The following is a 26,096-nucleotide window of genomic DNA, read 5'->3' on the forward strand; positions in this document are numbered from 1 at the left end:
TAAATGATAGTTAAGAAATTATTCAAAATTATTTCTGCTTATTCGTAAGAACTTCTATATTTGCACACACAAAAAAATGGGCCTCGGTAGCTCAGTTGGATAGAGCAACGGTTTTCTAAACCGTGGGTCAGGGGTTCGAATCCCTTCCGGGGTACTTTTTAAAGGCTTTCAGTGCAAACTGGAAGCCTTTTTTAATTTATAATATTTTCTTCATTCGAAAGGCTTATCAGAGGAATCTTTACCGTAATCATAGTTCCGTTACTATTATCCAGCATAATGCTAGCCTTTAGTTGTTTTACACGCTCTTTTGCATTGTTTAAACCGGTAGAGTTTGATTTGATAATATTTGGATTAAAACCTACCCCATTATCCTTAATTAAAAAAACAATAGCACCTTTATAAATAGAAATTGCCAGCAGCACTTGTTTTGCCTTAGAGTGCTTAAGCGAATTATGTATTAATTCTTTAATTAATAAATAAATGTCTCTTTTAGATTGATTATTTATTTGAACTGTTGGAATTACTTTAGGAAATGTAACTTTTAAAGATATATCCGAATAGGCGAAAAGCTTTCGAGATTGTTCGTAAATAAAGTCTATTAAATTTTCCAGTGTATCACCTTCAAGATTTAAATTCCAAGTTACCTCAACAATTTTTTCGCTCAGCTCATTTACCATTAGAGAGATTTGTTTTATCTCATCAGCACTGTTTCCATTTTTGAGCGCCAGTTCACAATATAATTTTAAGGCAGACAAATTCGGGCCTATTTCATCATGCATTTCTAAACTTATACGCTTACGTTCTGTATAAATTGCATTTTCATTTACAGAATCAATAAGGTTATTTTTTTTTCTCTGATTAAAAATTCTACGTAAAGAGTAGTAATGGATTATCCATAATAAACAAATAAAAATTACGAATATTGACCAATAACTATGTGGTGATTCTAAGATTAGGTATGCTTTCACTTAGTATAATAATTACATATTTAATAAATATAATACTTATGCAAATGTAGTATTAAAAATGCATTATTATAGTATATTGTTTAATTAATGTATATCTTAGTACAAGTTAAATTTGCAGTTATGATTTCAATTTCTATTGTAGAAGATCACGATAAATACCGTAAAGCTTTGGTTTCGGCAATTGAACAGAACGACCTATTTAGCATTTCGGGAATTTATGTTAACGCCGAGGAAGCGATTGAGGGTTTGATGATACATACACCAAATATCGTAATTATAGATATAAAACTTAAGATGCTCAGTGGTATTGACCTAATTAACCAAATAAAGGCCTTACTACCTGATACACAGTTTCTTATTTGTACTGGATATCAAAACGATGAGCATGTTTTTAGCGCACTTAAAGCTGGCGCTTCAGGGTACATTGTAAAAGGTGCAAGCTATTTAGAAATCCAGAACGCAATTGTAGAATTATATAACGGTGGCGCACCTATGAGCCCTTACATTGCAAGAAAAGTTATTGGCATGCTCCAACAGAAAACTGATGAAAATAAATTTGGATTAAGTCATCGGGAATTGGAAGTTCTGTCATCATTAAGCGAAGGACTTTTGTATAAAGAAATTTCGGAGAAGTTGAATATTAGCCAAAATACTGTCAAAAATCATTGCAAAAACATTTACAAACGCTTGCACGTTCAAAATAAGATTGAAGCACTGAATAAATTTGCCCAGTATAATTTTAATGGTTTTCTTTTGGAGAGCAATATTAACCTTGCTAATTAGGCATCTTCACCATTCCAAATATCGTCATCTGCATGCTTAATCTCATCATGGCTATCCGTTAAAGAATGAATTTCTTCATGGTGATAATTTCTCTCCGGATTCTCAGGTAGCATATCCTCATCAGATGTAGAATGTTTTCTTAAATGCTCCGGTTTTTTAACTTCAGGTAAATCATCATGGATAACCGAAGGTTTTAATATTCTTTTTCCAGTATTCGACTGTTCTTCCATAATTACGATTTAAAATTTTTACTTAATTAAAGTAGAACGTTTAAGTGATGATTGATAACAAAGGTACACTATGGATGTTTTATATGCTAACAAAAAAGGTTCTGTTTGAAAATAAACAGAACCTTTTGTTAATAATTACCAGTTACTCCAACTTCTAAGCCTCTCAATTCGGCTAAACCTCTCAAACGACCGATAGCTGAATAGCCGGGATTGGATTGTTTCGCCAAATCATCGAGCATTTGATGGCCATGGTCTGGTCTGAATGGAATTGATTTATCACGGAGGGCATTCTCTTCACTTAAAGCCTTCATAATTTCATACATATTTACATCGCCACCTAAATGATCTGCTTCATAAAAACTGCCATCTTCATCTTTCGTTACGTTTCGTAAATGCGCAAAATAGACTCTTTCTTTTACCACATTAAAAATCTGCAAAGCATTATTATCAACGCCTGCGCCTAAAGAACCTGTACAAAAACACACACCATTAAAAGGTTTGTCTACATTTTGCAAGATGTAATTAAAATCATCAATTGTACTGGCAATACGTGGTAAACCTAAAATCGGATATGGAGGATCATCAGGATGGATGGTCATTTTTATGCCTTCATGCTCGCAAACATCAGCAATAGCAGATAGAAAATAAACCAGATTTTCTCTTAAACCATTGAAGCCGATTTTTTCGTATTCGCTGATGCTATTCCTTAAAGTTTCCAATTCAATTTCTTTTTCATTTGGAATTCCCATTAAAACATTAATCCTCAAATCATCTAATTGCTGCTGATTTAATGTTGAAAATTTTGCCGCTGCACGTTCAAGAACAGATTTTGGATAATCGGTGTCAGCTCGTGGTCTTTTCAATATATAAATATCAAAAACAGCCAAATCAATCCAATTAAAATACAAAGCTTTAGAGCCGTCGGCCATTTCTAAATCCAACTGTGTTCTTGTCCAATCTAACACCGGCATAAAATTATAGCAAACGATTTTAATCCCACATTGAGCTAGATTTTTTAAAGAAACCTTATAATTTTCTATGTATTTATCTGCATCAGCTCTTCGGGTTTTAATAGCCTCATGCACAGGAACACTTTCTACAACAGACCATGTTAAACCAGATGATTCAATTATCGCTTTGCGTTCCAGAATATCTTCTAATGGCCAAATTTCTCCGTGAGGAATATGATGTAAAGCGGTAACAATTCCGGTTGCGCCAGCCTGTTTTACATCTTGTAATGAAACCGGGTCGTTCGGACCATACCAACGCCAGGTTTGTTCTAATTTTTTATATTTTTTTTCCATAAATTATACTCCAGAATATGCTCCAAATCCACCATCAACAGTTAAGGTTTCTCCATTAACAAATTTCGATGCATCGCTTAACAGATAAACCAAAGCCCCAATTAATTCATCGGGGTTTCCAAACCTTTTAAAGGGTGTTTTATAAATAATCGCCTCTCCCCTTGCTGTTAAGGTTCCGTCTTGGTTGGTTAGCAATTGTCGGTTTTGGTTTGTAATAAAAAAGCCAGGCACAATGGCATTCATGCGTAATTTTTCGCCATAACGGTTAGCCAATTCAACAGCCATCCACTTTGTGTAACTATCTATAGCAGATTTTGCCAAAGAATAGCCTAAAACCCTAGTAACCGCCTGCGATGCTGAAACTGATGAAATATTTACGATGCTACCGCCTTGCTTTGCAAGTTCTTTGCCGAATATTTGAGTTGGCAAAATGGTACCAAACAAATTTAAATCAAATGCCTGCTTTAAAGCGTCAATGTTTAAATCAAAAATATCTTTACCAGGTTGAACTACGGCTTCTGCAACATTTCCTCCCGCTGCATTTACTAAACCATCAATTTTTCCAAATTCGTTTGTTATTTTCGCATTTGCTTTTAGCAAATCTTCCTCGTTAAGTACATCAGCAATTATATAAATTGCTTTCCCACCGCTTTTAATAACTTCATTAACTCGTGCTTGGGCAACTTCTTCATTTCTACCAATAATAACAACTGTTGCATCAGCAGCTGCGAGTCCGTTTACAAATGCCTCTCCTAGTACGCCAGTAGCACCGGTTACAACAATTACTTTGTTTTTTAAGGAAAAGATATTCAATTCTTCAGTCATTAATAAATTTTAAATTGATAAAAATAATGCGGTTATTTATATTTCGTCTGCATCTGATCGTAAAATGATTTAAGCACATAAAATGCCTTTTTTCGTTTTCCGGTTTCACTAATTAATCCTTTCCTGTTCCAAAAATTCTGATAAACAGGATGTTGCCTTCTTGGCGAACGAAAATCGGCTAAAATCCAGGGTGTCATCCCGCGTAAGGCAGATATTTTACTTAGCATGGTAATTTGATTTTTATACAATGCTTCCTGATATTCTTCGCTCCATCTGGTATTTTCATCAGCATGAAAACCGGCTAAGGCATCGCCGCCAAACTCTGTTACTACAACAGGTTTTTTGTATTTGATATTGAAATCATATTTTGTGATTTCGCTAGGTGTGCCGCCGAAATACCAGCCAGCATATTCATTAAAACTTACCAAATCAATTTTTTCACCTAATGGATCATTTAAAATCATGGTATTACCTTCTCTGTGCACTTCTAAAGCCGCAGCAATTAATCTTGTATCATCTAAACTTCTTGCCGTTTCTGCTAAATTGCTCATAAAACTTAACCGTGGAGCGCTTAATGGGGTTTCATTTCCAATAGACCAAACAATTACACTTGCCCGGTTTTTATCTCGCTGAATTAAATCTGTTAATTGCTGTTTTGCATTGGCATAAGTAACTGGATTTTCCCAACTAATGGTCCAGTAAACCGGCACTTCTGCCCAAACCAACAAACCCATTTCATCGGCTAAGCGAAGCATTTCTTCGTTATGCGGATAATGCGCCAGCCGAACATAATTACAGTTTAAATCTTTAGCCCATTGAAGCATCATTCGCATATCACCCTCACTTCTTAATCGACCTGCTAAAAGTGGATTTTCATCATGCAGGGAAATTCCGCGAAGAAAAACAGATTTACCATTTAGCATGATGCTATCTCCTAAAACCTCAATCGTTCTAAAACCTATTTTGTCATCTATGCTTTCATTACCAGATTTTATATTAACCGTATATAGTTTAGGGTTTTCGGGCGACCAAAGATTAAGATTATTCCAAACAAACTGGTCACTAATTCTTCCTTCATTATCGGTTTTATATTTCTTTTCTAAATTAAGTTCTGGTATAGATACAGAAACCTCCTGACCTGAAAATGAATCATTTAGCTTTAAATTAAAATTTAATAAATTGTTACTCCCTTTCTCTAGTTGAAGTTTGTAATCTGTGATAAAATGCTCTGGCAATTCTGCCAAATACACATCACGGGTAATCCCACCATAATTCCACCAATCTGTATTTACCGTAGGGATTTCATCTTGCTTGCGTACGTTATCTGCCTTAACAACCAATGTGTTATTACCAGCTTTTAGCTTACCTGTAACGTCAAACTGAAAGGGTGTAAAACCTCCTTTATGAACGCCTAATTTTTTACCGTTGAGATAAACGTGGGCCTCATAGTTTACTGCACCAAAGTAAATAAGATAGCGCTTTGCTTTTTCTGGTTGTGCATTAAATTTCTTGCGCAACCAAACAGTTCCTTCGTAGAGCTCCAGTTTTTCCGATTGAGAATTCCAATCGCCTGGAACATTCATTTGCGGCGAACCATCAAAATTATATTCAATTAGTTCCGTTTTATCTTTTTGTTCTTTATCGTCAAAGAAACCCCCGGTCGCCGTTTTTGACTGATCGTATGGTTGATGCCGATAGTCATAAAATCCATTTTCGTAAGGATCTATAATATAATTCCATTTACCATTTAAACTTTGAATTTTACGAGCCTGAATGTTTTGAATAGAGCTAACCTGGGCATGTGTTACCGAGTAAACAAGCGAGAAGAATATTATAAAGGCTCTAACTTTAAAATTTGGCATATCAATTTAAATTTTTAGAAACATCATTTCCAAATAATGATGTTTCAAGGGATAAAACAATAAATAAAGGTTCAAAAAGTTCATTCTTATTATTGAGGATGAACGATTTCAAATATATTGATTTATTCCTAATGGCTAGATTTACATTGCTGGTTAATATGTTTTGTAGCTTATTAATTATTTTAAAAAAATCCATTTCAGTTGAATATCTAAAATGATTTAACTACAAACGAATGTAAAAAATGACTGGTAATAAAATTTACGACTTGCGTTAAAAAACCTTTAATACGGATTGTACAAGTATTTCAAACGTTTGAAATAATTAAGCATTTTTCTTAACTATGCACATTTGAAGGAAATGAAGATGAACAATAGCCCGATTACTTTAAAATTTTTGGCCGAAAGGTTAAAAATGTCTGTTTCTACTGTATCAAAAGCTTTAAATAACTACCCTACAATTAACGAGTACACAAAAAAGCGTGTACAAGAAATGGCGAAGGAACTTCATTTCACACCAAACAAATCTGCTATTAATTTAAAGGAACGGAAATCGAGAATAATCGGAATTATCTTAACTAATCTGCTCGACCATTTTTTTACCAGAAGCATTTACGGTGTTGAACAATTTGCTATGGCAAATGGCTATAATGTAATAATTGCTCAATCTCATGATGATTTCGACAAAGAAATTCAACTTGCTAATATGTTACTAAAGAGCAGAGTTGATGGCTTGATTGTTGCCATTTCTAAAAATACCCAAGATTTTGCTCATTTTGAACAATTTGAAGGCATTGGTACTCCTGTGGTTTACTATACCCGCAATCCGAGTTTCAATATCAAATGCCATAAAGTTTTAGGAAATACTTTTCAGGGTTGTTACGAGGCAACGAAGTTTTTGATAGATAGAGGGCATACAAAAATTGCCTACCTGGGTGGGCCTAAGATGATTAATTTTACCCACGACCGCTTTAATGGCTACATAAATGCCTTAAAGGATAGTAATGTTTCTTTCGATGCAGAATTAGTTGCCTACACCGATTTTGATAAAGAAAATACCATATCGGCGATAAAAAAACTATTCGGAAACAGTGAAAATATACCCACTGCTTTAGTTGCTTTTAAAGAACCAATTTTATTTGATGCGATAAAATATTTAAGGAGTATCAATCATCCAGGCGTAAATGAGATTGAATGCATAGGTTTTGGAAATAGCTCTTTTATAAATTATTTAGATTTACCCCCAATTGCATCGGTTGAGGAAAACCCTGAATCTGTTGGTGAAAACGCCATCCATCTACTTTTAAAACTAATAAACAGAGAAATTGAAATGGAAGATTATCAAAAAATCATGATAGAATCTAAACTTATTGTACATAAGGCATCTTAAATATTTTGGTTGATAAAATTCTTTGTCTGCATTTTTTATTTGCCGTAACTTGCAAACGCAATGGCATTATACTTTTCTTCGATAAATTCTGGCAGCAATGGCAATTGTTATTACATCGGTAATGAAATAGAAGCCGTATTAATTGATGTTGGCATTTCTTGTAAAGAAGTAGAAAAACGAATGTATCGTTTGGGCCTAGATATTAGAAAAGTTAAAGCTGTTTTTATTTCTCATGAACATAGCGACCATATAAAAGGGCTTGCTGTTTTTTCCAAAAAATATAATCTGCCAGTTTACATCACACCAAATACCTTATACAACAGCCGATTAGTTTTAGATTCGAATAACACCTACCCTTTTAATGATTTGCAGCCAGTTAAAATTGGCAATTTAAGTATTACTGCTTTTGCAAAGCATCATGATGCGGCAGACCCATACAGCTTTACTATAGAGCATAAAAACACTCGGGTGGGCGTATTTACAGATATCGGAAGCGTTTGCGATAGATTAATTAAACATTTTAAAAATTGCCATGCAGCATTTTTAGAAGCCAATTATGATACTGAAATGCTAAATAATGGAAGTTATCCCTATTATTTAAAGAGAAGAATAACTAGCGGCAAGGGCCACTTATCAAATACCGAAGCCTTAAACTTATTTGTAAAACATAAGGCTGATTATATGAGTCATCTTTTATTAAGTCATTTATCAAAAGATAATAATTGCCCGTTATTAGTTGAAAATATTTTTAAGGCTGCAGCCGATAAAACCTTTGTTAAAGTTGCTTCCCGAAATCAGGAAAGTGAAATTTACTACACCAGCAATGAGCTTTTTACTGAAGAAAAGTATAGCTTCAATCCTCTACTTCATCAGCCCGCAAAATTAAACTTATTTTAAAAATACTGAATATTTAGTATTGTTTAATCGACCGCAAATTGTCAGGTTTGTGTAGTTATATAAATCAACGGGACGATTTAAATTACGCTTAAAGAGATTAATTAATTTTAATCTCTTTTTTTTAAAACAAATTATTTTGTTGTGGGTTATATATTCACTTCATAAATAGTTTGTTTGGTTTATTGGGGCTTATGGATTTAAGCCCCTTTCTCATTTCCAAATCATTATAAAGTTCTTTCCTAGAGATGAAATACATATAACTACAATCAAAATTTAAAGCATTTGTTGATTAACTTGCTACTATTATAAGCATACAATAAAAAAATTGTTGATTATGGTTAATAGTAACACAATTCGTACAGGTTTTAAATATCTTTTTTTATTATATTTGGAATGTATTTATACGCACAAAAAATTATATCTACCCTAAAAAAACTAAGATTATAGCTTAAATTTTTCACATCTAAAACTCTCAAGCCATGACAATAAAAACACACCGGGATATACCATTCAAAAGGAAACACAGATAAGCTACAACTGTAATCTATACAGTTTTAATAGCAAATAATTATTTAATAGTTCCCTGCTGCTATATTAAGTTATACAGAATAATTTATAAATAGTTGCATTTAATATTCCACAAATTATCACTCTATATGAGTAATAAGAATACAATAATTGATTTATTTACTGAACAGACTGAAATATATCCTGATAGAATTGCTATAGTTTTTGAAGACATTCAAATCAATTATAAAGATTTGGATCTACTAACAAACCAGATTGCAAATCATTTAATATCTATTGGTGTTACAGAAAAGTCGTTGGTACCGATTTGCCTAAATAAATCTGTGGATATGGCGATTGCAATACTTGCAGTTCTAAAATCAGGTGCTGCGTATATTCCAATTGACCCGGAATTTCCAATTGAAAGAGTCGAGTTTATGCTTGAAGATTCTGGTGCGGATGTTGTAATCTCAGATAACCATTCAGATCATTTTTTTTCAGCTGCAAAAGGAAAGGTAATTATAAATCCATCTGATAATTGGACTGAATCATTAATGTTCTCTAATAGTTTACCTGCTTTAAATGCTCAAGCTGATAATCTTGCTTACGTTATTTATACGTCTGGCTCAACGGGCAAACCCAAAGGTGTACTCATTGAGCACAGAAATTTACTAGATTATTTTGAGGGTTTAGAAAATAGTCTATCCTTGTCTGCTTGCAACTCCTTCGCTATTGGCGCTACATTAGCTACTGATTTAGGAAATACCGTATTATTTGGTTCTTTATTGTATGGTAAAACACTACATCTGTTTACCAAAGAAAAATTTAATGATGTTGATTATATTCATCAATATTTTAAAAACAATGAAATCGATTTTTTAAAAATCGTTCCATCTCACTGGAAATCTCTTAGTCTAAAAAGGTTTGAATTGCTCCCCAAAAAAATATTAATGTTTGGAGGAGAAGCTCTTTACACAGCACTAATCAAGGACATTATTATAGATGCTGATAGAACATATCAGATAGTAAACCACTATGGCCCTACAGAAACCACGATAGGGAAATTAATTCATATAGTTAAAAGAGAAACAGAATATGGCCATATAGTGCCGATAGGTAAAGCTTTCACCGATGCCAGATTGCACATTCTGGATGAAAACGGAGCTTTGGTTAAAGAAGGTATGCAAGGCGAACTGCACATTGGGGGTTCCGGCCTTGCCAGGGGTTACTTAAACCGACCTGACCTAACGCAAGAGCGGTTTATTGCAGATTTGTTTAGCTATGATGGCAATGAAAGACTTTACAAAACCGGTGATATAGTTAAGCGATTAGCTGATGGCAATATTGAGTATCTAGGTCGTACAGACGATCAGATAAAGATTAGGGGTTATAGAATTGAATTAGGCGAAATTGAGAGCACACTTCAAAAAGCACCAGGTGTTAAGCAAGGGGTAGTGTTAGCAAGGGATACACAATTAGGCGATAAGCGACTTATTGGATATGTTGTGGTAGACGGTAAATACGACAAGAAAGAAATAATTAGTTTCTTGGAGCGTAGCCTGCCAACCTTTATGGTTCCTCAGTTATTGGTTCAGCTTCAGGAAATTCCATTAACACTTAATGGTAAAATTGATAAAAAAGCTCTCCCAGATCCTGATGCTTCAACCCTTCTAACCAACCCATACCATGCACCTAACTATGAAACAGAAACTAACATTGCAAATGTTTGGAAAGAACTTTTAGTAGTAGAACGAGTTGGTGTTGATGATAACTTTTTTGAGCTAGGCGGCAATTCCTTGCTTGCTCAAAAGTGTGTGGCAATATTAAAAGAACGCTTTGGATTAACATTAGGCGTAACTAAAATATACCAGTTTCCAAAGATTGTTGATTTAGCCGCATTTTTAGATGGTCGAGATTTATCTCGAAAACTTAAAAGAAAAATCATCAAAAGAGAAAATACCGATGTTGCCATTATTGGCATGTCTGGTAGATTTCCTGGTGCTGACAGTATAGACGAACTTTGGAAAAACCTTAAGGAAGGGAGGGAAACTACCCGGTTTTTTAAAGATGATGAATTGGATGCCAGTGTTCCAGAAAGTTTAAAAAACGATCCGGATTATATTAAAGCAAGAGGAATAATTGATAATATTGCTGATTTTGATGCAACTTTCTTCGGTATAAATCCAAAACTTGCAGAATTAATGGACCCACAGCAACGGGTGTTTCTTGAAATTGCATGGGAAGCATTAGAAAAAACAGGTTATATTCCAGATAAATATGCTGGCAGAATAGGTGTATTTGCCGGTGTTAGAGTAAATACATACTATGCTAATAATGTTATTTCGAACACAGAATTAATACAAAACGCTGGTAAATTTCAAGTTGTAACAGTTAATGATAAGGATTATGTTGCAACAAGAACGGCTTACACATTAAATCTTACCGGTCCGGCGGTAAATGTTCAATCAGCTTGCTCTACATCTCTATTAGCCGTTGCGCAAGCGGTACAAAGCATACGCAGTGGCCAATGTGAAATGGCATTAGCTGGTGGTGCAACTATCAATTCACCTGTTAATGTTGGGCATTTATACGAAGAAGGTGCTATGCTAAGTAATGATGGGCATTGCAGACCTTTCGATTCGGGTGCTGAAGGAACGGTTTTTAGCGACGGAGCTGGCGTGGTTCTTTTAAAAGATAAAGAAGAAGCTATTAAAGACGGTGATTTTATCTTTGGAGTTATTAAAGGTATTGGCATAAATAACGATGGAGGGAATAAAGCGAGTTTTACCGCTCCAAGTGCAGAAGGACAAGCTGCAGCTATTTCTATGGCCATTGAAGATGGAAACATAAATCCTGCTGATATTAGCTATATCGAAACTCATGGTACAGCAACACCTCTTGGAGACCCAATTGAAATTGAGGGGCTAAATCTTGCTTTCGGTCCTCAAGATAAAAAACAGTATTGCGCAATTGGCTCGGTTAAAAGTAATTTTGGCCACTTAACTTGTGCCGCTGGCGTAACAGGATTAATTAAAGCTAGCTTAGCTTTACATCATAAGCAAATTCCTGCATCCATTAATTACAAAACGCCTAACCCAAACATAGATTTTGAAAACAGCCCCTTTATTGTAAACGCTGAGTTAAATAACTGGGAATCAGACAAAAGAAGAATTGCTGGGGTAAGTTCTTTCGGTGTTGGCGGCACAAATGTTCATATTGTTTTAGAGGAATTTGAAAATGTTGTGCAAACCAGTACTGCAGCAAAGCCACTACAACTTATAACCTGGTCTGCAAAAAATGAAAATAGTTTAAATGGCTATTCATACAGCTTAAGTAAATATTTAAAACAAGCAAAAGATGTATCATTTGCAGATATTGCTTACACATTAAATGGTTCTAGACATAACTTTAATCATAAAACATTTGCAATCGCCGGTAATGCTGAAGACGTTATTAAGCAAATTGATAATTTATCGGGTTTAGTAAGCCCATCCAAAAAAAGTTTAAAAAACATAAGAGAAGTTGTTTTTATGTTTCCAGGACAAGGCTCTCAATTTTTAAACATGGGAAGAGCATTGTATGAACATGAGCCTGTTTTTAAAAACTCAATGGATGAATGTAATGCTCTACTAAAACATCAAATTGGGGAAGATTTATTAGCAATTATTTATCCGGAGGAAATTAACGAATTATCCGAGAGTAAAATAAAAAACACCAGATATAGTCAGCCGGCATTATTTATGGTTAGTTATTCGATAGCTAAATTATGGATGAGCTGGGGCGTTTTTCCTACTGCTTTTATTGGCCATAGTATTGGTGAATTTGTTGCCGCTTACTTTTCCGGAATATTAAATCTTCAGGATGCACTGAAAATTATTTCGACCAGAGGCAAGCTTATGAGCGAGTTACCAGGCGGAACAATGCTTTCTGTTAGGGCAAAAATTGATGAAATAGAAAAGATATTACCTGAAAGAGTATCTATTGCAGCTATAAATTCTGCTGATTTATTAGTTTTAGCTGGAGATAATTGTAGTATTGAGCTATTTTCAGAAAAATTAAATCAATTAGAAATCCCGAACAAACAATTACAAACCAGCCATGCATTTCATTCTTACATGATGGATGCTGTGGTTGAGCCTTTTAAACTTTCTTTAAAAGAAATAAACCTTAATAAGCCATCCATACCAATATATTCTACCGTAACTGGAACTATTTTAACAGATGAAAATGCTTTAGATATATGTTATTGGTCTAATCATTTAAGAGCAACGGTTAATTTTGACAAGGCCGCGGCACAACTTCTTCAAGAAAATAGTGAAAAAGCTTTTGTAGAGATTGGCCCGGGAAATGCTACAAGTACATTTATCCGTCAGCAAAATCTTGGAAAAAACTGTACAATTATCACTTCTCTGGATTTTCCCAAAACGGACCAAACAGCTTATCATTCTATATTAAAAGCTGTTGGTAATTTATGGCTGAGTGGTTTTGATTTTAAATGGGAACTATTTTATCAAAACCAACAACGAATTAAAGTATACGATATACCTACCTATTCATTTAACAAAACACGGTATTGGGTCGAACCAATGCAAAATACATATCAACCCGTAAATGCAATTAGCCCATTTACACCAAATATAATTCTCGAACAAAACAAACCTCAACCAGTAATGAGAAAGCAAGCATTAATTAAGCAGCTCAAAGAAATATTGGAAGATGCATCAGGTATTGAAATGAACGATGCTACACCGGAAATGACTTTTATTGAAATTGGATTAGACTCATTGTTACTTACACAGGTTGCGCTAATTTTAAAGAAAAAATTCTCTCTACCTATCACTTTCAGGCAGTTAAATGAAGAATTTGGAACTTTAGATTTGCTAACCGACTATCTGGATGCTAACTTACCTGCTGACGCGATTTCAGTGGCGCCTGTTTCACAACAAAGCCAAAATATTTCAAATTTCAGCCCGTCAAATTCAGGTCAGCCCATTTCGACTAATACAGCTATAAATGGTTCTGCTTTAGATTTAATTGGTCAGCAATTGCAACTTTTGGGCATGCAAATATCATTACTGCAAGGTGGTACACAGAATCAAATTATTCAAAATAATAATCAACCAAGTATTACACCTCAGTTGTCAAATCTAGTTGCATCAGCTGTTCCTAAAGCATCATCAGATTTAACACCTGAGGAAGAAATAGAAATAAAAAAACCTTTTGGTGCTGCAGCCAGAATTGACAAACAGTCTGCTGCATTAAGTGATGCACAAGCAAAATACCTCACTGATTTAACTAAAAGATACAACGAAAAAACTAAAGGAAGTAAAGCTTATACTCAGCAGCATCGCCCACACATGGCCGATCCAAGAGTTGTATCTGGCTTCAAGCCGGCAACTAAAGAGCTTGTTTATTCAATCGTAATTAATAAATCTAAAGGAAGCCGTGTTTGGGATATTGATGGTAATGAATACATTGATGCCTTAAATGGCTTTGGTTCTAATATGCTAGGCTATCAACCTGATTTCATCAAAAATGCTTTAATCGAGCAAATTGAAAAAGGTTACGAAATCGGGCCTCAACATGAATTGGCTGGAGAAGTTTCAAAGTTAATCTGCGAGTTTACAAATTTTGATAGAGCGGGTTTATGTAATACAGGTTCTGAAGCCGTGCTGGGTGCTATGCGTATAGCCAGAACAGTAACCGGGCGTTCTACCATTGTTGCATTTACAGGTTCTTATCATGGCATTACTGATGAAGTAATTGTTAGAGGAAGTAAAAAATTGAAAACCTTCCCTGCAGCACCAGGAATTATGCCTGAAGCAGTACAAAATATGCTTATCCTGGATTATGGAACAGAAGAATCTCTTAAAATTATTGAAGAGCGTGCCAACGATATTGCAGCTGTTTTGGTAGAACCTGTACAAAGCAGAAGGGCAGACTTTCAACCTATTGATTTCTTAAAAAAGCTACGAAAAATAACGGAAGAATCAGAAACTGTTCTCATCTTTGATGAAGTAATTTCAGGCTTCAGATTTCATCCTGCAGGTGTACAAGGCTTATTTGGCATTCAGGCCGACCTAGGAACTTATGGTAAAGTTGCAGGTGGCGGTATTTCAATTGGAATAATTGCAGGTAAGAAGAAATATATGGATGCTCTTGATGGCGGTTTCTGGCAATTTGGCGATGATTCTATTCCAGAGGTTGGAGTAACCTATTTTGCGGGTACCTTTGTTCGGCATCCATTAGCTTTAGCTACAGCAAAAGCATCTTTGAATTATCTGAAAGAAATGGGACCTCAGTTGCAAGAAAACCTAAATGCCAACGGTTTATATATTGCCAATACAGTTAATGCACTTTGCAGAAGACTGAGTGTGCCAATGTATGTGGCTCAATTTGGGTCGCTATGGAGAATTAAATTTATTGAGGAATATCCTTACACTGAATTATTTTTCACATTAATGCGATTAAAAGGCATTCACGTTTTGGAAGGTTTTGCATGTTTTTTAACAACAGCTCATACAAATAGCGACATTAATCAAATTGTTAAATGTTTTGAAGAATCTCTAATTGAGTTAAAGGAGGTAGGATTTATACCTGAATACAAACATCCCGACGAGAATAACTTTTTAGATGATTTAAATCAGCCACCAGCTCCAAATGCAAGATTAGGGAAAGATAAAGATGGAAATCCTGCGTGGTTTGTAAAAGACGAAGCAAATCCAGGTAAATACCTTCAGGTAAATTAAATTATAAAATAGAAGTTATGCTCAACTTTACTCCAGTTGATTTTGATCCTTTTGGAGAGGTAAAGATAATTGAAAAAATCACCCCCACTAACGAGCCCCAAAGAGAAATTTGGCTGTCTTGTATTATTGGTGGTGAGGATGCAAATCTATCTTACAATGAATCTGTATCGCTAGAAATAACTGGCGAATTAAACTTTAATGCCCTAAATAAAGCTGTAAATGATTTAGTTTTACGTCATGAGGCTTTGAGATCTACCATTAGCCCCAACGGAGAATCTTTAATTATATATAAAAATTTACCGGTTGATTTTGAACTTGTAGATATAAGTGATTTAGATTCAATAGCGCAAAAATCACTTTTAAAATCTTTCATCAGAAGGGTTCTCGACACTCCACTGGATCTATATGAAGGACCATTATTTAAGGTTTATTTACATAAATTACATACTGCCGAACATTTTCTAACCATCGTGAAGCATCATGCCATAGGCGATGGCTGGTCTACTGGTGTGATATTAGAAGATTTAAGTAAAATGTATAATGCTTACAGCAACGGTGAAAACTTAAATTTGGACCGCCCTGCACAAATAAGTGATTATGCGATAGCACAAGCCAAGTTTAAAAAATCTGATGATTTTAGAAAAACTGAGAACTTTTGGCTGGATATTTTTAAAAATAATGTACCGGTTTTAGATTTACAGACAGACTATCCACGTCAATCTCCGAGAACTTATAAAGGAAATCGAATCGATTATCCATACGATAAAGATTTTATAAATAAAGTTAAAAGTGTTGGTGCAAAAGCCGGTTGTAGTCTGGTTACCACATTGTTATCAGCATTTGAAGTTTTCCTATATCAAAAAACCAATCAAAAAGAACTTGTTGTAGGCCTACCCTCTTCTGGTCAATCGGCAACCGAAATGTGTGATTTGGTTGGTCATTGTGTTAATCTGTTGCCTTTAAAAACTACTATAAATACCGAAAAGGACTTTATCGATTATTTAAAAAAACGTAAAGGAGAAGTATTAGATGCCTATGATAATCAAAGATTAACCTTCGGTGAACTTATAAAAAAATTATACATCCCCAGAGATCCTTCTAGAATTACATTGGTACCTGTCGTTTTCAACATCGACATGGGCATGGATAATTCAGTAAAATTTGATGGTTTAAACTATAAGCTTATCAGTAATCCGAGGGCGTATGAAAACTTTGAAATATTCTTAAACGCTACCAGTTCAAAAGATGGATTAGTGCTTGAGTGGTCTTACAATACCGGATTATTTAAAGAAGAAACAATTGAATCATTTAATAGCACCTTAAAAACTCTTTTAGAGAAAATTATATTAAATCCGGAAAGTAGTATAGCCCAACTTACCGATAAAGAAGATGTATTTTTTGAAGCGGCCGATGAAGTTTTTATAGCTGAGCATGAATCAGTAAATACATTAATAGCTCAATCCGTAATAAGTTATCCTGATAAAACTGCATTTAGCTTTGAAGGTATAAAGCTGAGTTATCAACAATTGGATAATAAAGTAAATCAACTTGCATCTTATTTAGTAGAGAAAGGCATTGGAAAGGGAGATATTGTTGCGATTTCTGTAGACCGATCTACCGAAATGCTGGTTTCTTTGTTAAGCATATTAAAAACCGGCGCAGTTTATTTACCCCTTGATCCTGAATATCCTGTAGATAGAATTGAGTTTATGCTCGAAGATTCTAATGCGAAGCTCTTATTGCTTTCTGATGATTATTATACCAAATACCAAAGTAATGTTGAAGAAGTTGTTATAAATGAAATTTGGCCACAACTTCAATCTTACTCAAAAACATTTGAAGAAAAGGAAATAAAGGGAAGTGATTTAGCCTATATCTTATACACGTCAGGCTCAACCGGCAAACCAAAAGGTGTAAAAATTACCCATAGGAATCTGGCTAATTTTTTAATTAGCATGAAAACAAGTCCTGGTATAAAAGGCTCGGATAGATTATTGGCAATTACAACCATCTCTTTTGACATTGCAGGTTTAGAACTCTATTTGCCTTTAATTTCTGGTGCTGAGCTTGTTTTAGCTAATACAGAGTCTACCAAAGATGGCCGTATCCTTTTAAAAGTTTTAGAAGAAGAAAAAATCACGATGCTTCAGGCTACTCCATCAACTTTGCAGATGATTTTAGATTCTGGTTGGGATAGTAAATTCGATTTAAAAATACTTTCTGGCGGAGAGGCTTTGCCAAAAGATCTAGCGATAAAACTACTTAATCTATCGACTGAGCTATGGAATATGTACGGCCCAACCGAAACCACAATCTGGTCTACCGTAAAAGAGATTGAAGCAGAAGACAAGATAGTATCGATAGGTTGGCCAATTAACAATACACAAGTATATATTGTTGATGAAAATGGAAACAGATTGGCAAATAATGAAGTTGGAGAAATTTACATTGGCGGAGAAGGCGTTGCGGCAGGTTATTTAAACAGACCTGAACTTACAAACGAAAAATTTGTTCCCGATAATTTTAGCAAGAAAACCGGCAAAAAATTGTACAGAACCGGAGATTTAGGTAAAATTCTTGATAATGGAGAAATCCAATGCTTAGGCAGAATAGATCATCAGGTTAAAATTCGCGGTCATAGAATTGAATTAGGTGAAATTGAATCGATTATATCGAAGCAAAATGGTGTTAAGCAAGCTGTTGTTTTAGCTCGTGAAGATATTCCGAATGATAAACGTTTAATAGCATATTTAACGCTTGAAAATAAAAATGACGATGTAAATGACTCAGCCTGGAAAGCACATTGGGATACCTTATATGAAATTGGAGCTGAAAATAAGTCATCTCTTGATGTTTCTGACCAAAATATAGATGGAACGCTTCTTGAACACCTCGCAAATAGTGAAGATTTAAAAAAACAAGCAGCAGAATGGATAGAAACTTCTGTTGAAAGGATAAAAGAGCAAAAATCAAAACGAATTTATGAAATTGGAAGTGGTGCCGGACAAATTTTATATGAGTTAGCTCCGGAAACAGAGTATTACATTGCTACCGATTATGCTCAAGCAGCTATAGATAATATTAACCTCCATTTAAATTCAGAACCTGAAAAATGGAGCAATGTTAAGGCATTAGCAGCATCGGCTGATGACTTCTCTGCAATTGGAAACACTCCGGTTGATTTGGTTTTGATCCATAGTGTGGCTCAATATTTCGCAGATGCTGATTATCTTTTAAATGTTATAAAACAATCCCTTAAATCGATTACAGATGGAGGTTGTATTTTTATTGGGGATATGCAAGGCAAAAATTCGTTAAGAATGTGCCATGCGATGGACCATTTACCAAGAGATTCAGACTCAAACACTGTAGAGATTTTTAATAATACTGTTGATAATCGAGTAAGAATTGAAGAAGAATTTGTTGCAGACCCTGCATTTTTCTACGCTTTACCAAAGCTCTTTCCACAAATAAAGGGTGTAGATGTTCAGTTAAGAAAAGGTTCGTCTTTAAACGAAACTACAAAATACCATTACGATATCTGGCTGTATGTAAATAAGCCTGTAAGTAAAGTGAAATCGCAAATTCTTAAATATTGGAGCGATGTTAAAGAAGTTGAACAACTGGAGCTTTTATTAAATGAAAATCCAGATAATAATGTTATTGAAATAAGAAATATTTTCAATTCAAGAACAGCAAAAGATTATCATTTGATAAAATTTTTGGAAAAAGTTAGTGTTGACACACGCATTAGGGATGTAAAAGCTAAAATTAATTCTATTGATGAAGGATTGAGTCCTGATTTATTTTGGGCTTTAGGTGAAAAAATCGGCTACAATGCACATGTTAGGTGGACAAGCGATGGAACAGATGGACTATTTGATGTAGTTTTCATTCCTATAACTGATGAATTGGTTATTCCAGAATTTGCATTTCCTGATGAACTTAAAAAGAACATATATGACTTTGCTAGAACACCGATTTCTCAAAATGAAATCCATCTTGAAAAAGAAATTGTTCAACATTGGAAGCAAAATCTGAGTGAGCATTTACCAGCTTACATGATTCCTGAAGAATTTATAGCGCTTAAGACTTTTCCCTTAACACCAAACGCCAAAATTGATAGAAAAGCATTACCAAAACCAAGTTCTAAAAAGGCAGTAAACACTTCTGAAAAACAAAGCAGACCATTTTCAGAGAACGAGAAATTAGTTGTAGAAATCTGGAAAGACATTTTAGGTTTAGATAATTTAAAACCAACTGACGATTTCTTTGAATTAGGAGGTCATTCGCTGTTGGCGGTAAAGGTTATGGTAACCATCGAAAAATCGACAGGTAAACGCCTTCCACTTGCAACGCTATTTAATAATTCTACGATTGAAAAATTAGCCAGACAACTTTCAGACGGGAAAACAGAATCTAAGTGGGATGCCTTAGTGCCGATTAAAACAGATGGAGGTAAAACGCCGCTATTTTTAATTCATGGAGGTGGCTTAAATATTTTACTTTTTAAATCAATTAGCACTTATTTCGATAAAGACCAACCAGTTTATGGCTTGCAAGCGTTAGGCTTAAATCATCCTACGGATGTACCAACAACAATAAATGAAATTGCAAAAAGATACATTAAAGAGATTTTAGAGGTTAATCCGAATGGCCCTTATGCATTGGCGGGTTATTCTCTCGGCGGATTTATAGCATTTGAAATTGCAAAAGAATTAAAGTTATTAGGAAAAGAGATTAAGCTCTTGGGCATTATGGATACTTACGCCGGAAATAATGAGGTAGTGGATGATAAGGCAAATCATTTATTTAAGAAATTTAAACGTCAGTTTCACAAGGTTCCATTCTTCACAAAATCTTTTATAAGTAATCCAAAAGAAACGATAGATTATCAACTTACAGTTACTAAAAATAGGATAGAAAAAATTAGAACGAATAGTGTTGCAACTAAAGATGTACTAACAGAATATGAAACTGAGATTTATAAAAATTATAATATTGCACATAATAATTATTATTTAGCACCAGCAGATTTGAAAGTTACCTTATTTAGAGTAGCAAAAAGACTGTATTATCTGGATGATTTAATTCATTTAGGTTGGGGTAAATTTGCTAAGCAAGGTGTAGAAGTGCACGAAATACCTGGCGACCACAAAACATTTTTATTTCCGCCAAACGACAAGGAGTTTGCAGAAATACTTCAGAAAAAGCTTAATTCTATTTAATAATTAAATGAAAAATTTATTTATTGATAATATTAACTGGGAAATTACAGACTGGAATTTAGACAACAGCCATACACATATTTTTAAAATAAATATTGCCGAAAAATTTAAAGATATCTATTCTAAGTATGAAGATGTTTTATCTGATAACGAGATTTTAAAATCAGAAAAATATCTTCAGGTAAGGGATAGGAAACGATTCATAACCAGTAAATATTTTCTCAGGTTAATCTTATCAAAAATTTTATATACTACGCCTTCCGAACTACAGTTTAGTCAGCACTACAATAATAAACCAAAATTAAGCGGTATTGAATTTAATGTTTCGCACAGCGGAGATAAAATTTTAATTGCCATTAGCCCTAAGCCAATAGGCATTGATGTAGAATCATTAACTAAGCCATTTGATTTCGAATCGATAATAGAAACGTGTTTTCATCCAGATGAAAAAAAATATTTAATTAAGGCAGACAGACAAAACTTTTATACATTTTGGACCAGAAAAGAAGCCGTTTTGAAAGCAACAGGCGAAGGGTTAGTTGATAATTTAGAATCCATAAATACTTTTCAAAATCGAATAGAGCGTAATACGGAATATTTTGAGCTTAAAAGCTTTTTAATTGACAATGATTATGTTGCAAGCTTGGCTTTCAAGTCTTCGGTGCACAACGCTATAAAATTCTGGATTATTTGATTATTTTCTTTTAGATTTTTCCCAGGCTGCACTTTGGTTTTTACCTAAATATCTAAAGATACCTGCAATTACTGCGTAATTCATTACACAAAAATAATATGGAATAAAAAACACTTTAATCTTAATATTCTTACTTTCAAAAAACCAACCTGCTAAGCTTAAAGTGTAAAATAAAATTTGAGCTATTAGTAGAATCTTGTACAAAAACAACCCGGTTTCAGCCACAATAAAAATATTTAAAAGAAAAGCAATTATAAGTAAGAATGGTGTAACAGTCCAGCGTAATACGCGGTGAGAAATGTATTGAAACGTTAATACCGGATAATAAAATGGATTTGCAGCCTTTTTCAGTCTCAATGTAGATTGTAAACCACCTGCTGCAATTCTAATTTTACGTTTCAGTTCTTCCTTCGTATTGGCTGATGCAGTTTCCATTGCATAAGCTTCAGCTTCATAGGCAATAATATAACCCTTTTCTGCAATACGCATTGCAATCATGTGGTCATCAATAATTGAATCAGATTCAACCGGCTGATATAATTTAGCCCGTATGCTAAAAAGCTCTCCGGCGGCGCCAACGTTCGAATATAATTCGTAATCCCATTTTTTCAAATATGATTCGTATTTCCAGTAAAAGCCCTCTCCTGCCGAACTTGCATCGGCTAATTCTTCAACCATAATACGTTTTTCGCCAGCGACAGCGCCAACCTTATCATTCTGGTAATGCTTTACCAATTCCTTAATTGCAGCCTTGTTCAAAAATGTATTGGCATCCGTAAAAACGATAATATCATTTTTTACCATAGGCATAGCTCTTTTAATAGCAGCCATTTTACCGGTGCGAGCATTTTCATGCATTAAAGTAATTTCAGTAAAAGGCTTAATTTTATCCGGAGTAGCATCAGAGGAACCATCTGTAATAAAAATGATTTGTATTTTATCCTTTGGATAATCTAACTCAAGCGTATTTTTAATTTTATCTTGTATAATATCTGCTTCGTTGTAGGCTGCCACTAAAATGGTAACGGTTGGCAGTTCATACTCTCTATTAAAAACGATTTTTTTTACAAAAAGCCTCTTTAACTTAATTAACAGAAAAAGTAAAAATCCATAACCAACAAATGTGTAAACAACAATAAATAAAGAAATCCAAAAAACTAAAATCATACAGGAAGTTAAATATTAATACCAAGCTTTTTACTATCAATACGATTAGTAAAATTCCAAAGAACACCCTTTAAAACCCATTTTATGAGGTCTTTTCTACCTTTTAATAAGTAAGTTATAATTTGCTTGCTACAGGCTATAAAAATATAATAAATAGTAAATAATAAAGTATTCAAAAAACCGGTATTTCTACGGATAAACAGCATCCTGTTCCTTGTCATAAAATAAGTTTTAATAGCGCTCTCTTTACCAACACTCATAGATTCTTTGTGGTAAATTTTAGCTTTCCCAGTAAACCAGATTTTTTTACCCGACTTTTTGAATTTTTCACACCAATCTAACTCTTCATAATAAAGAAAAAATTCATCTGCCATTAATCCTACAAGTTGCAGATCCGCTTTACGGCACATCATGGCGGCACCATGGCAAAATCCGGTTGAGCGGCTATCATTATCGAATTGACCGTTATCGACCTCCATACTACCTATACCACTATTTCTACAGGTTAAATAATTCATATCTGTAAAACCAGCGTATTGAATAATACTTGGTGCATCATGGTATAAAATTAATGGAGAGAGAAGACCAATTTCTGGCTTTTGTTCCATTTCATTTACCATAGCATCAATAAAGCCATCTGTGATCTCGGTGTCATTGTTAAGAAGTAAAAGGTAATCTCCGTTAGCAGCATCAATACCTAAATTGTTACCTCCGGCAAAACCCAAATTTTTATCTGAACGGATATACACCAGCTCAGGATAAACATCTTTGTATTCAGTTTGGTGCTGCAGGGAGCTTCCATTATCAACAAAAATTAACTCAACTTTACATTTTTTGGAGGGATATTCTATTAAAGATTTTAAAAATTCTAAGTTAACCTGGTGCTGATTAAAGTTAACGGTAATAATAGAGACATACTTCATTTATTGTAAAAGTAAATATTAGATATTTCATATCATAAGATATACAGTTTTATTATTTCTAAACTCAATCTTATATTAGTGAATATTGTAACCTGAGTATCTTAAAAACTACACTAAGAATCAATTTATCGTATAATATTCGGGCTTTTTACGCTTAAAATTTATACATTTGAGGGGGTTAAAGTTTCTCATCAAATCTTCACCTAAATTAAATTTAAGAGTGCTCTAAATTTAATTACAATATCATACCGAAAAAACTTTATGCGGGTAGCTCATCTAATTTTAACGTACACAGATCCGAAACAAACTGAAAGAATGATTAAAAATATGGAGCACAAAGACTTCGATTTTTACATTCACGTGGATAAAAAATTCGACATTAACCCTCATCTATTTTTAAAAAGTATACCTAACGTATATTTTATTAATAACAGAGTTGATGTAAGATGGGCTGGCTATAATACAGTTAAGGCTACTTTTGAGTGTATTAAAGAAATTGTGGATACAGGAATTAAATATGAATTTATCAATTTTCTAAGTGGACAAGATTATCCTTTGAAACCAGCCGAGGAGATGATGTCATTTTTCAAAGAGAATATTGGGAAAGAATTTTTAAGCTACCGGGATATTAAAAATGATTGGAAAGAAGGCTTAATAAGGATGGAAAAATATTTTTTTTCAAATCACACCTTTAAAGGAAAAAGTACGCTTGAAAATATCGTAAATTACATAATGCCAAAAAGGAAAATACCATATAATCTTCATCCTTACGGTAAATCGATGTTTTGGATGCTGAGCCCTGAGGTTGCAATGTACGTTGTAAACAAAGTTGAACAAGATAAAAAACTTATAAACTTTTTCTCACTGTGCTGGGCAAGCGATGAGTTTGTTTTTCAAACAATATTGCTTAACTCAGCTTACAAGGATAAAATTATAAATAATAATTATCGTTACATAGATTGGTCATTAGGTGGCGCAAATCCTAAAACTTTAGATGAATCTGATTTTGAAAAAATCATGAAATCAGAAATGCTTTTTATCCGTAAAGTTAATCAAAATGTAAGCGGTAAATTATTAGATATGATCGACGCAAAATTATTAACACTTCTCACATTTTTTACATGGGCCATATAATTAACCTCACAACTTTTAAAGATACCCGCGGAATTTTAACTGTTTTAGATAAGGTAGTTGATTTCGAAATCAAGCGGCTTTTTTACATATATGCAGTAGATGATTCTGCCCGTGGCGGACATAGACATCATAATACTTATCAGGCGGCCATTTGCATTCAGGGTTCCTGCAAAATTTCTAATAATGACGGCGAAAAAAGAGAAGTTTTTGATTTAAACTCACCTGAAAAATGTTTGATTTTAGAACCTAGAGACTGGCATGTGATGCATGATTTTTCTCCTGATGCAATTTTATTAGTGTTGGCTTCTACAGCCTTTGATCCTAAAGACTACATATATGAGCCATATCAGAATACCCTATGAAAACCTAAAACTGCTTAATAAGCCATTTGAAAGTGCTTTTAAAGACAAGTTTAACGATTTTCTTAATAGTGGATGGTATATTTTAGGTAATGAGGTTGCAGAATTTGAAAAAGAATTTGCAAACTACCACAATGAAAAATATGTTGTTGGTGTTGCCAACGGATTAGATGCCCTTATTCTATCCTTAAAATGTTGCAATTTTAAAAAAGGTGATGAAGTAATTGTTCCATCGAATACCTATATCGCTAGTATTCTTTCCATTTTACAATGCGATTTAATTCCCGTATTTGTTGAGCCAAGAATTGATACTTATAACATTGACCCAGAAAAAATTAAAGAAGCTATAACCAGTAAAACCATTGCTATTATGGTGGTTCACCTATACGGGCAATGCTGTGAGATGTTACCAATACAACAAATTGCTGATAATCATAATTTAAAAATTATTGAAGATTGTGCTCAGGCACATGGCGCCAAATATCAAAATCAATTGGCTGGTACCTTTGGTCAATTTGGTTGTTTCAGCTTTTATCCAACCAAAAACTTGGGTGCACTGGGTGATGCAGGTGCTATCATTTGCAAATCAGAAGATGATTACATTAAACTCAAACAGTTAAGAAATTACGGTTCAGAGAAAAAATATCATAACGGAATAATCGGTTATAACTCTAGATTAGATGAAGTTCAGGCATCATTTTTAAGAGTTAAACTTCCTCACTTAGATGGCATCAATAATCATAAAAGAAAACTTGCAGAATTATATCAAAACAATTTAACACAAAAATTCGTTAAACCAATAATTGACAAAAATTTTCATAACGTTTATCACATTTATAACATTAGGCATCCAGAGCGAGACAGATTAAAGAAATATCTATTTGAGCACGATGTTGATACTGAAATCCATTATCCGGTTGCTCCGAATAAACAGAAAGCGTTAATAAATTTTAACAGTTTATCTTACCCGATTTCTGAAAAAATACATGCAACAACATTAAGCTTACCTTGCTCTTTTGCCCATACTGAAGAAGACATTTTGAAAGTAATTGAAATTTTAAACGAATTTAATTAAAAAT

At 33.9% G+C, this 26,096-nt stretch carries 16 protein-coding genes and 1 tRNA gene; 10 read left to right on the forward strand and 7 right to left on the reverse strand.

Annotated elements, in window-relative coordinates; genetic code table 11:
• Window positions 1–80 precede the first annotated feature (80 nt).
• Window positions 81–154: transfer RNA gene (locus LUA90_RS09560), tRNA-Arg, on the forward strand.
• Window positions 155–191: 37 nt separating this feature from the next.
• Here the strand turns inward: LUA90_RS09560 and LUA90_RS09565 are convergent.
• Complete coding sequence (locus tag LUA90_RS09565; RefSeq protein WP_231490781.1) at window positions 192–968, reverse strand: sensor histidine kinase; 777 nt, start codon at window positions 966–968, stop codon at window positions 192–194.
• 120 nt (window positions 969–1,088) lie between these two features.
• On the opposite strand from LUA90_RS09565, the gene LUA90_RS09570 reads away from it, so the two are divergent.
• Window positions 1,089–1,751 (forward strand): response regulator transcription factor, encoded by a 663-nt coding sequence (locus LUA90_RS09570; RefSeq protein ID WP_231490782.1) that lies wholly within the window; start codon window positions 1,089–1,091, stop codon window positions 1,749–1,751.
• Here the strand turns inward: LUA90_RS09570 and LUA90_RS09575 are convergent.
• From LUA90_RS09575 to LUA90_RS09590, 4 genes are all read right to left on the reverse strand, one after another.
• Window positions 1,748–1,981 (reverse strand): hypothetical protein, encoded by a 234-nt coding sequence (locus LUA90_RS09575; RefSeq protein ID WP_231490783.1) that lies wholly within the window; start codon window positions 1,979–1,981, stop codon window positions 1,748–1,750. The genes LUA90_RS09570 and LUA90_RS09575 overlap by 4 nt on opposite strands.
• Window positions 1,982–2,109: 128 nt before the next feature.
• Window positions 2,110–3,285 carry a mannonate dehydratase gene (gene uxuA, locus LUA90_RS09580; protein ID WP_231490784.1) on the reverse strand — a complete coding sequence of 392 codons (1,176 nt, stop codon included), beginning with the start codon at window positions 3,283–3,285 and terminating at the stop codon, window positions 2,110–2,112.
• Between the two features lie 3 nt (window positions 3,286–3,288).
• Window positions 3,289–4,110: an SDR family oxidoreductase gene (locus tag LUA90_RS09585; protein ID WP_231490785.1), complete on the reverse strand. Its 822-nt coding sequence runs from the start codon at window positions 4,108–4,110 to the stop codon at window positions 3,289–3,291.
• Window positions 4,111–4,142: 32 nt separating this feature from the next.
• On the reverse strand, window positions 4,143–5,972 hold the full coding sequence (locus tag LUA90_RS09590; protein WP_231490786.1) for a glycoside hydrolase family 2 protein: 1,830 nt from the start codon (window positions 5,970–5,972) through the stop codon (window positions 4,143–4,145).
• Between the two features lie 364 nt (window positions 5,973–6,336).
• Here LUA90_RS09590 and LUA90_RS09595 point away from each other — a divergent pair, with 364 nt between their 5' ends.
• From LUA90_RS09595 to LUA90_RS09615, 5 genes are all read left to right on the forward strand, one after another.
• Window positions 6,337–7,359, forward strand: a complete 1,023-nt coding sequence (locus tag LUA90_RS09595) for a LacI family DNA-binding transcriptional regulator (RefSeq protein ID WP_231490787.1) — start codon at window positions 6,337–6,339, stop codon at window positions 7,357–7,359.
• A 60-nt stretch (window positions 7,360–7,419) separates the two neighbouring features.
• Window positions 7,420–8,256 (forward strand): MBL fold metallo-hydrolase, encoded by an 837-nt coding sequence (locus tag LUA90_RS09600; protein ID WP_231490788.1) that lies wholly within the window; start codon window positions 7,420–7,422, stop codon window positions 8,254–8,256.
• Between the two features lie 656 nt (window positions 8,257–8,912).
• Complete coding sequence (locus tag LUA90_RS09605) at window positions 8,913–15,512, forward strand: polyketide synthase (protein ID WP_231490789.1); 6,600 nt, start codon at window positions 8,913–8,915, stop codon at window positions 15,510–15,512.
• A 17-nt stretch (window positions 15,513–15,529) separates the two neighbouring features.
• Complete coding sequence (locus tag LUA90_RS09610) at window positions 15,530–20,740, forward strand: non-ribosomal peptide synthetase (protein ID WP_231490790.1); 5,211 nt, start codon at window positions 15,530–15,532, stop codon at window positions 20,738–20,740.
• Between the two features lie 7 nt (window positions 20,741–20,747).
• Window positions 20,748–21,434: a 4'-phosphopantetheinyl transferase superfamily protein gene (locus LUA90_RS09615; protein ID WP_231490791.1), complete on the forward strand. Its 687-nt coding sequence runs from the start codon at window positions 20,748–20,750 to the stop codon at window positions 21,432–21,434.
• On the opposite strand, the gene LUA90_RS09620 is transcribed toward LUA90_RS09615, so the two are convergent.
• Together LUA90_RS09620 and LUA90_RS09625 are read right to left on the reverse strand one after the other, a co-directional pair.
• Window positions 21,435–22,601: a glycosyltransferase family 2 protein gene (locus LUA90_RS09620; RefSeq protein ID WP_231490792.1), complete on the reverse strand. Its 1,167-nt coding sequence runs from the start codon at window positions 22,599–22,601 to the stop codon at window positions 21,435–21,437.
• Window positions 22,602–22,609: 8 nt separating this feature from the next.
• Window positions 22,610–23,524, reverse strand: a complete 915-nt coding sequence (locus LUA90_RS09625) for a glycosyltransferase family 2 protein (RefSeq protein ID WP_231490793.1) — start codon at window positions 23,522–23,524, stop codon at window positions 22,610–22,612.
• A gap of 261 nt (window positions 23,525–23,785) precedes the next feature.
• Between LUA90_RS09625 and LUA90_RS09630 the strand changes: the two genes are divergently transcribed.
• The 3 genes from LUA90_RS09630 to LUA90_RS09640 are packed head-to-tail and all read left to right on the forward strand — an operon-like array spanning window position 23,786 to window position 26,092.
• On the forward strand, window positions 23,786–24,658 hold the full coding sequence (locus tag LUA90_RS09630) for a beta-1,6-N-acetylglucosaminyltransferase (protein WP_255717644.1): 873 nt from the start codon (window positions 23,786–23,788) through the stop codon (window positions 24,656–24,658).
• On the forward strand, window positions 24,646–25,020 hold the full coding sequence (locus LUA90_RS09635; protein ID WP_231459366.1) for an FdtA/QdtA family cupin domain-containing protein: 375 nt from the start codon (window positions 24,646–24,648) through the stop codon (window positions 25,018–25,020). Before LUA90_RS09630 ends, LUA90_RS09635 begins: the two co-directional genes overlap by 13 nt.
• Window positions 24,995–26,092, forward strand: a complete 1,098-nt coding sequence (locus LUA90_RS09640; RefSeq protein WP_231490795.1) for a DegT/DnrJ/EryC1/StrS aminotransferase family protein — start codon at window positions 24,995–24,997, stop codon at window positions 26,090–26,092. The genes LUA90_RS09635 and LUA90_RS09640 overlap by 26 nt, the downstream gene beginning before the upstream one ends.
• The last annotated feature ends 4 nt before the right edge of the window (window positions 26,093–26,096 follow it).

This window comes from Pedobacter sp. Leaf170 (genome assembly GCF_920984665.1).
In the GTDB taxonomy this organism is placed as follows: domain Bacteria; phylum Bacteroidota; class Bacteroidia; order Sphingobacteriales; family Sphingobacteriaceae; genus Pedobacter.

Bases quoted from the DNA above. Each gene is read 5' to 3' on its own strand.
- LUA90_RS09635 (WP_231459366.1), top strand. From the start codon at position 24,646: ATGGGCCATATAATTAACCTCACAACTTTTAAAGATACCCGCGGAATT.
- LUA90_RS09570 (WP_231490782.1), top strand. From the start codon at position 1,089: ATGATTTCAATTTCTATTGTAGAAGATCACGATAAATACCGTAAAGCT.
- LUA90_RS09600 (WP_231490788.1), top strand. From the start codon at position 7,420: ATGGCATTATACTTTTCTTCGATAAATTCTGGCAGCAATGGCAATTGT.
- LUA90_RS09615 (WP_231490791.1), top strand. From the start codon at position 20,748: ATGAAAAATTTATTTATTGATAATATTAACTGGGAAATTACAGACTGG.
- LUA90_RS09605 (WP_231490789.1), top strand. From the start codon at position 8,913: ATGAGTAATAAGAATACAATAATTGATTTATTTACTGAACAGACTGAA.
- LUA90_RS09575 (WP_231490783.1), bottom strand. From the start codon at position 1,981: ATGGAAGAACAGTCGAATACTGGAAAAAGAATATTAAAACCTTCGGTT.
- LUA90_RS09625 (WP_231490793.1), bottom strand. From the start codon at position 23,524: ATGAAGTATGTCTCTATTATTACCGTTAACTTTAATCAGCACCAGGTT.
- LUA90_RS09640 (WP_231490795.1), top strand. From the start codon at position 24,995: ATGAGCCATATCAGAATACCCTATGAAAACCTAAAACTGCTTAATAAG.
- LUA90_RS09630 (WP_255717644.1), top strand. From the start codon at position 23,786: ATGCGGGTAGCTCATCTAATTTTAACGTACACAGATCCGAAACAAACT.
- LUA90_RS09620 (WP_231490792.1), bottom strand. From the start codon at position 22,601: ATGATTTTAGTTTTTTGGATTTCTTTATTTATTGTTGTTTACACATTT.
- LUA90_RS09585 (WP_231490785.1), bottom strand. From the start codon at position 4,110: ATGACTGAAGAATTGAATATCTTTTCCTTAAAAAACAAAGTAATTGTT.
- LUA90_RS09610 (WP_231490790.1), top strand. From the start codon at position 15,530: ATGCTCAACTTTACTCCAGTTGATTTTGATCCTTTTGGAGAGGTAAAG.
- uxuA (WP_231490784.1), bottom strand. From the start codon at position 3,285: ATGGAAAAAAAATATAAAAAATTAGAACAAACCTGGCGTTGGTATGGT.
- LUA90_RS09590 (WP_231490786.1), bottom strand. From the start codon at position 5,972: ATGCCAAATTTTAAAGTTAGAGCCTTTATAATATTCTTCTCGCTTGTT.
- LUA90_RS09595 (WP_231490787.1), top strand. From the start codon at position 6,337: ATGAACAATAGCCCGATTACTTTAAAATTTTTGGCCGAAAGGTTAAAA.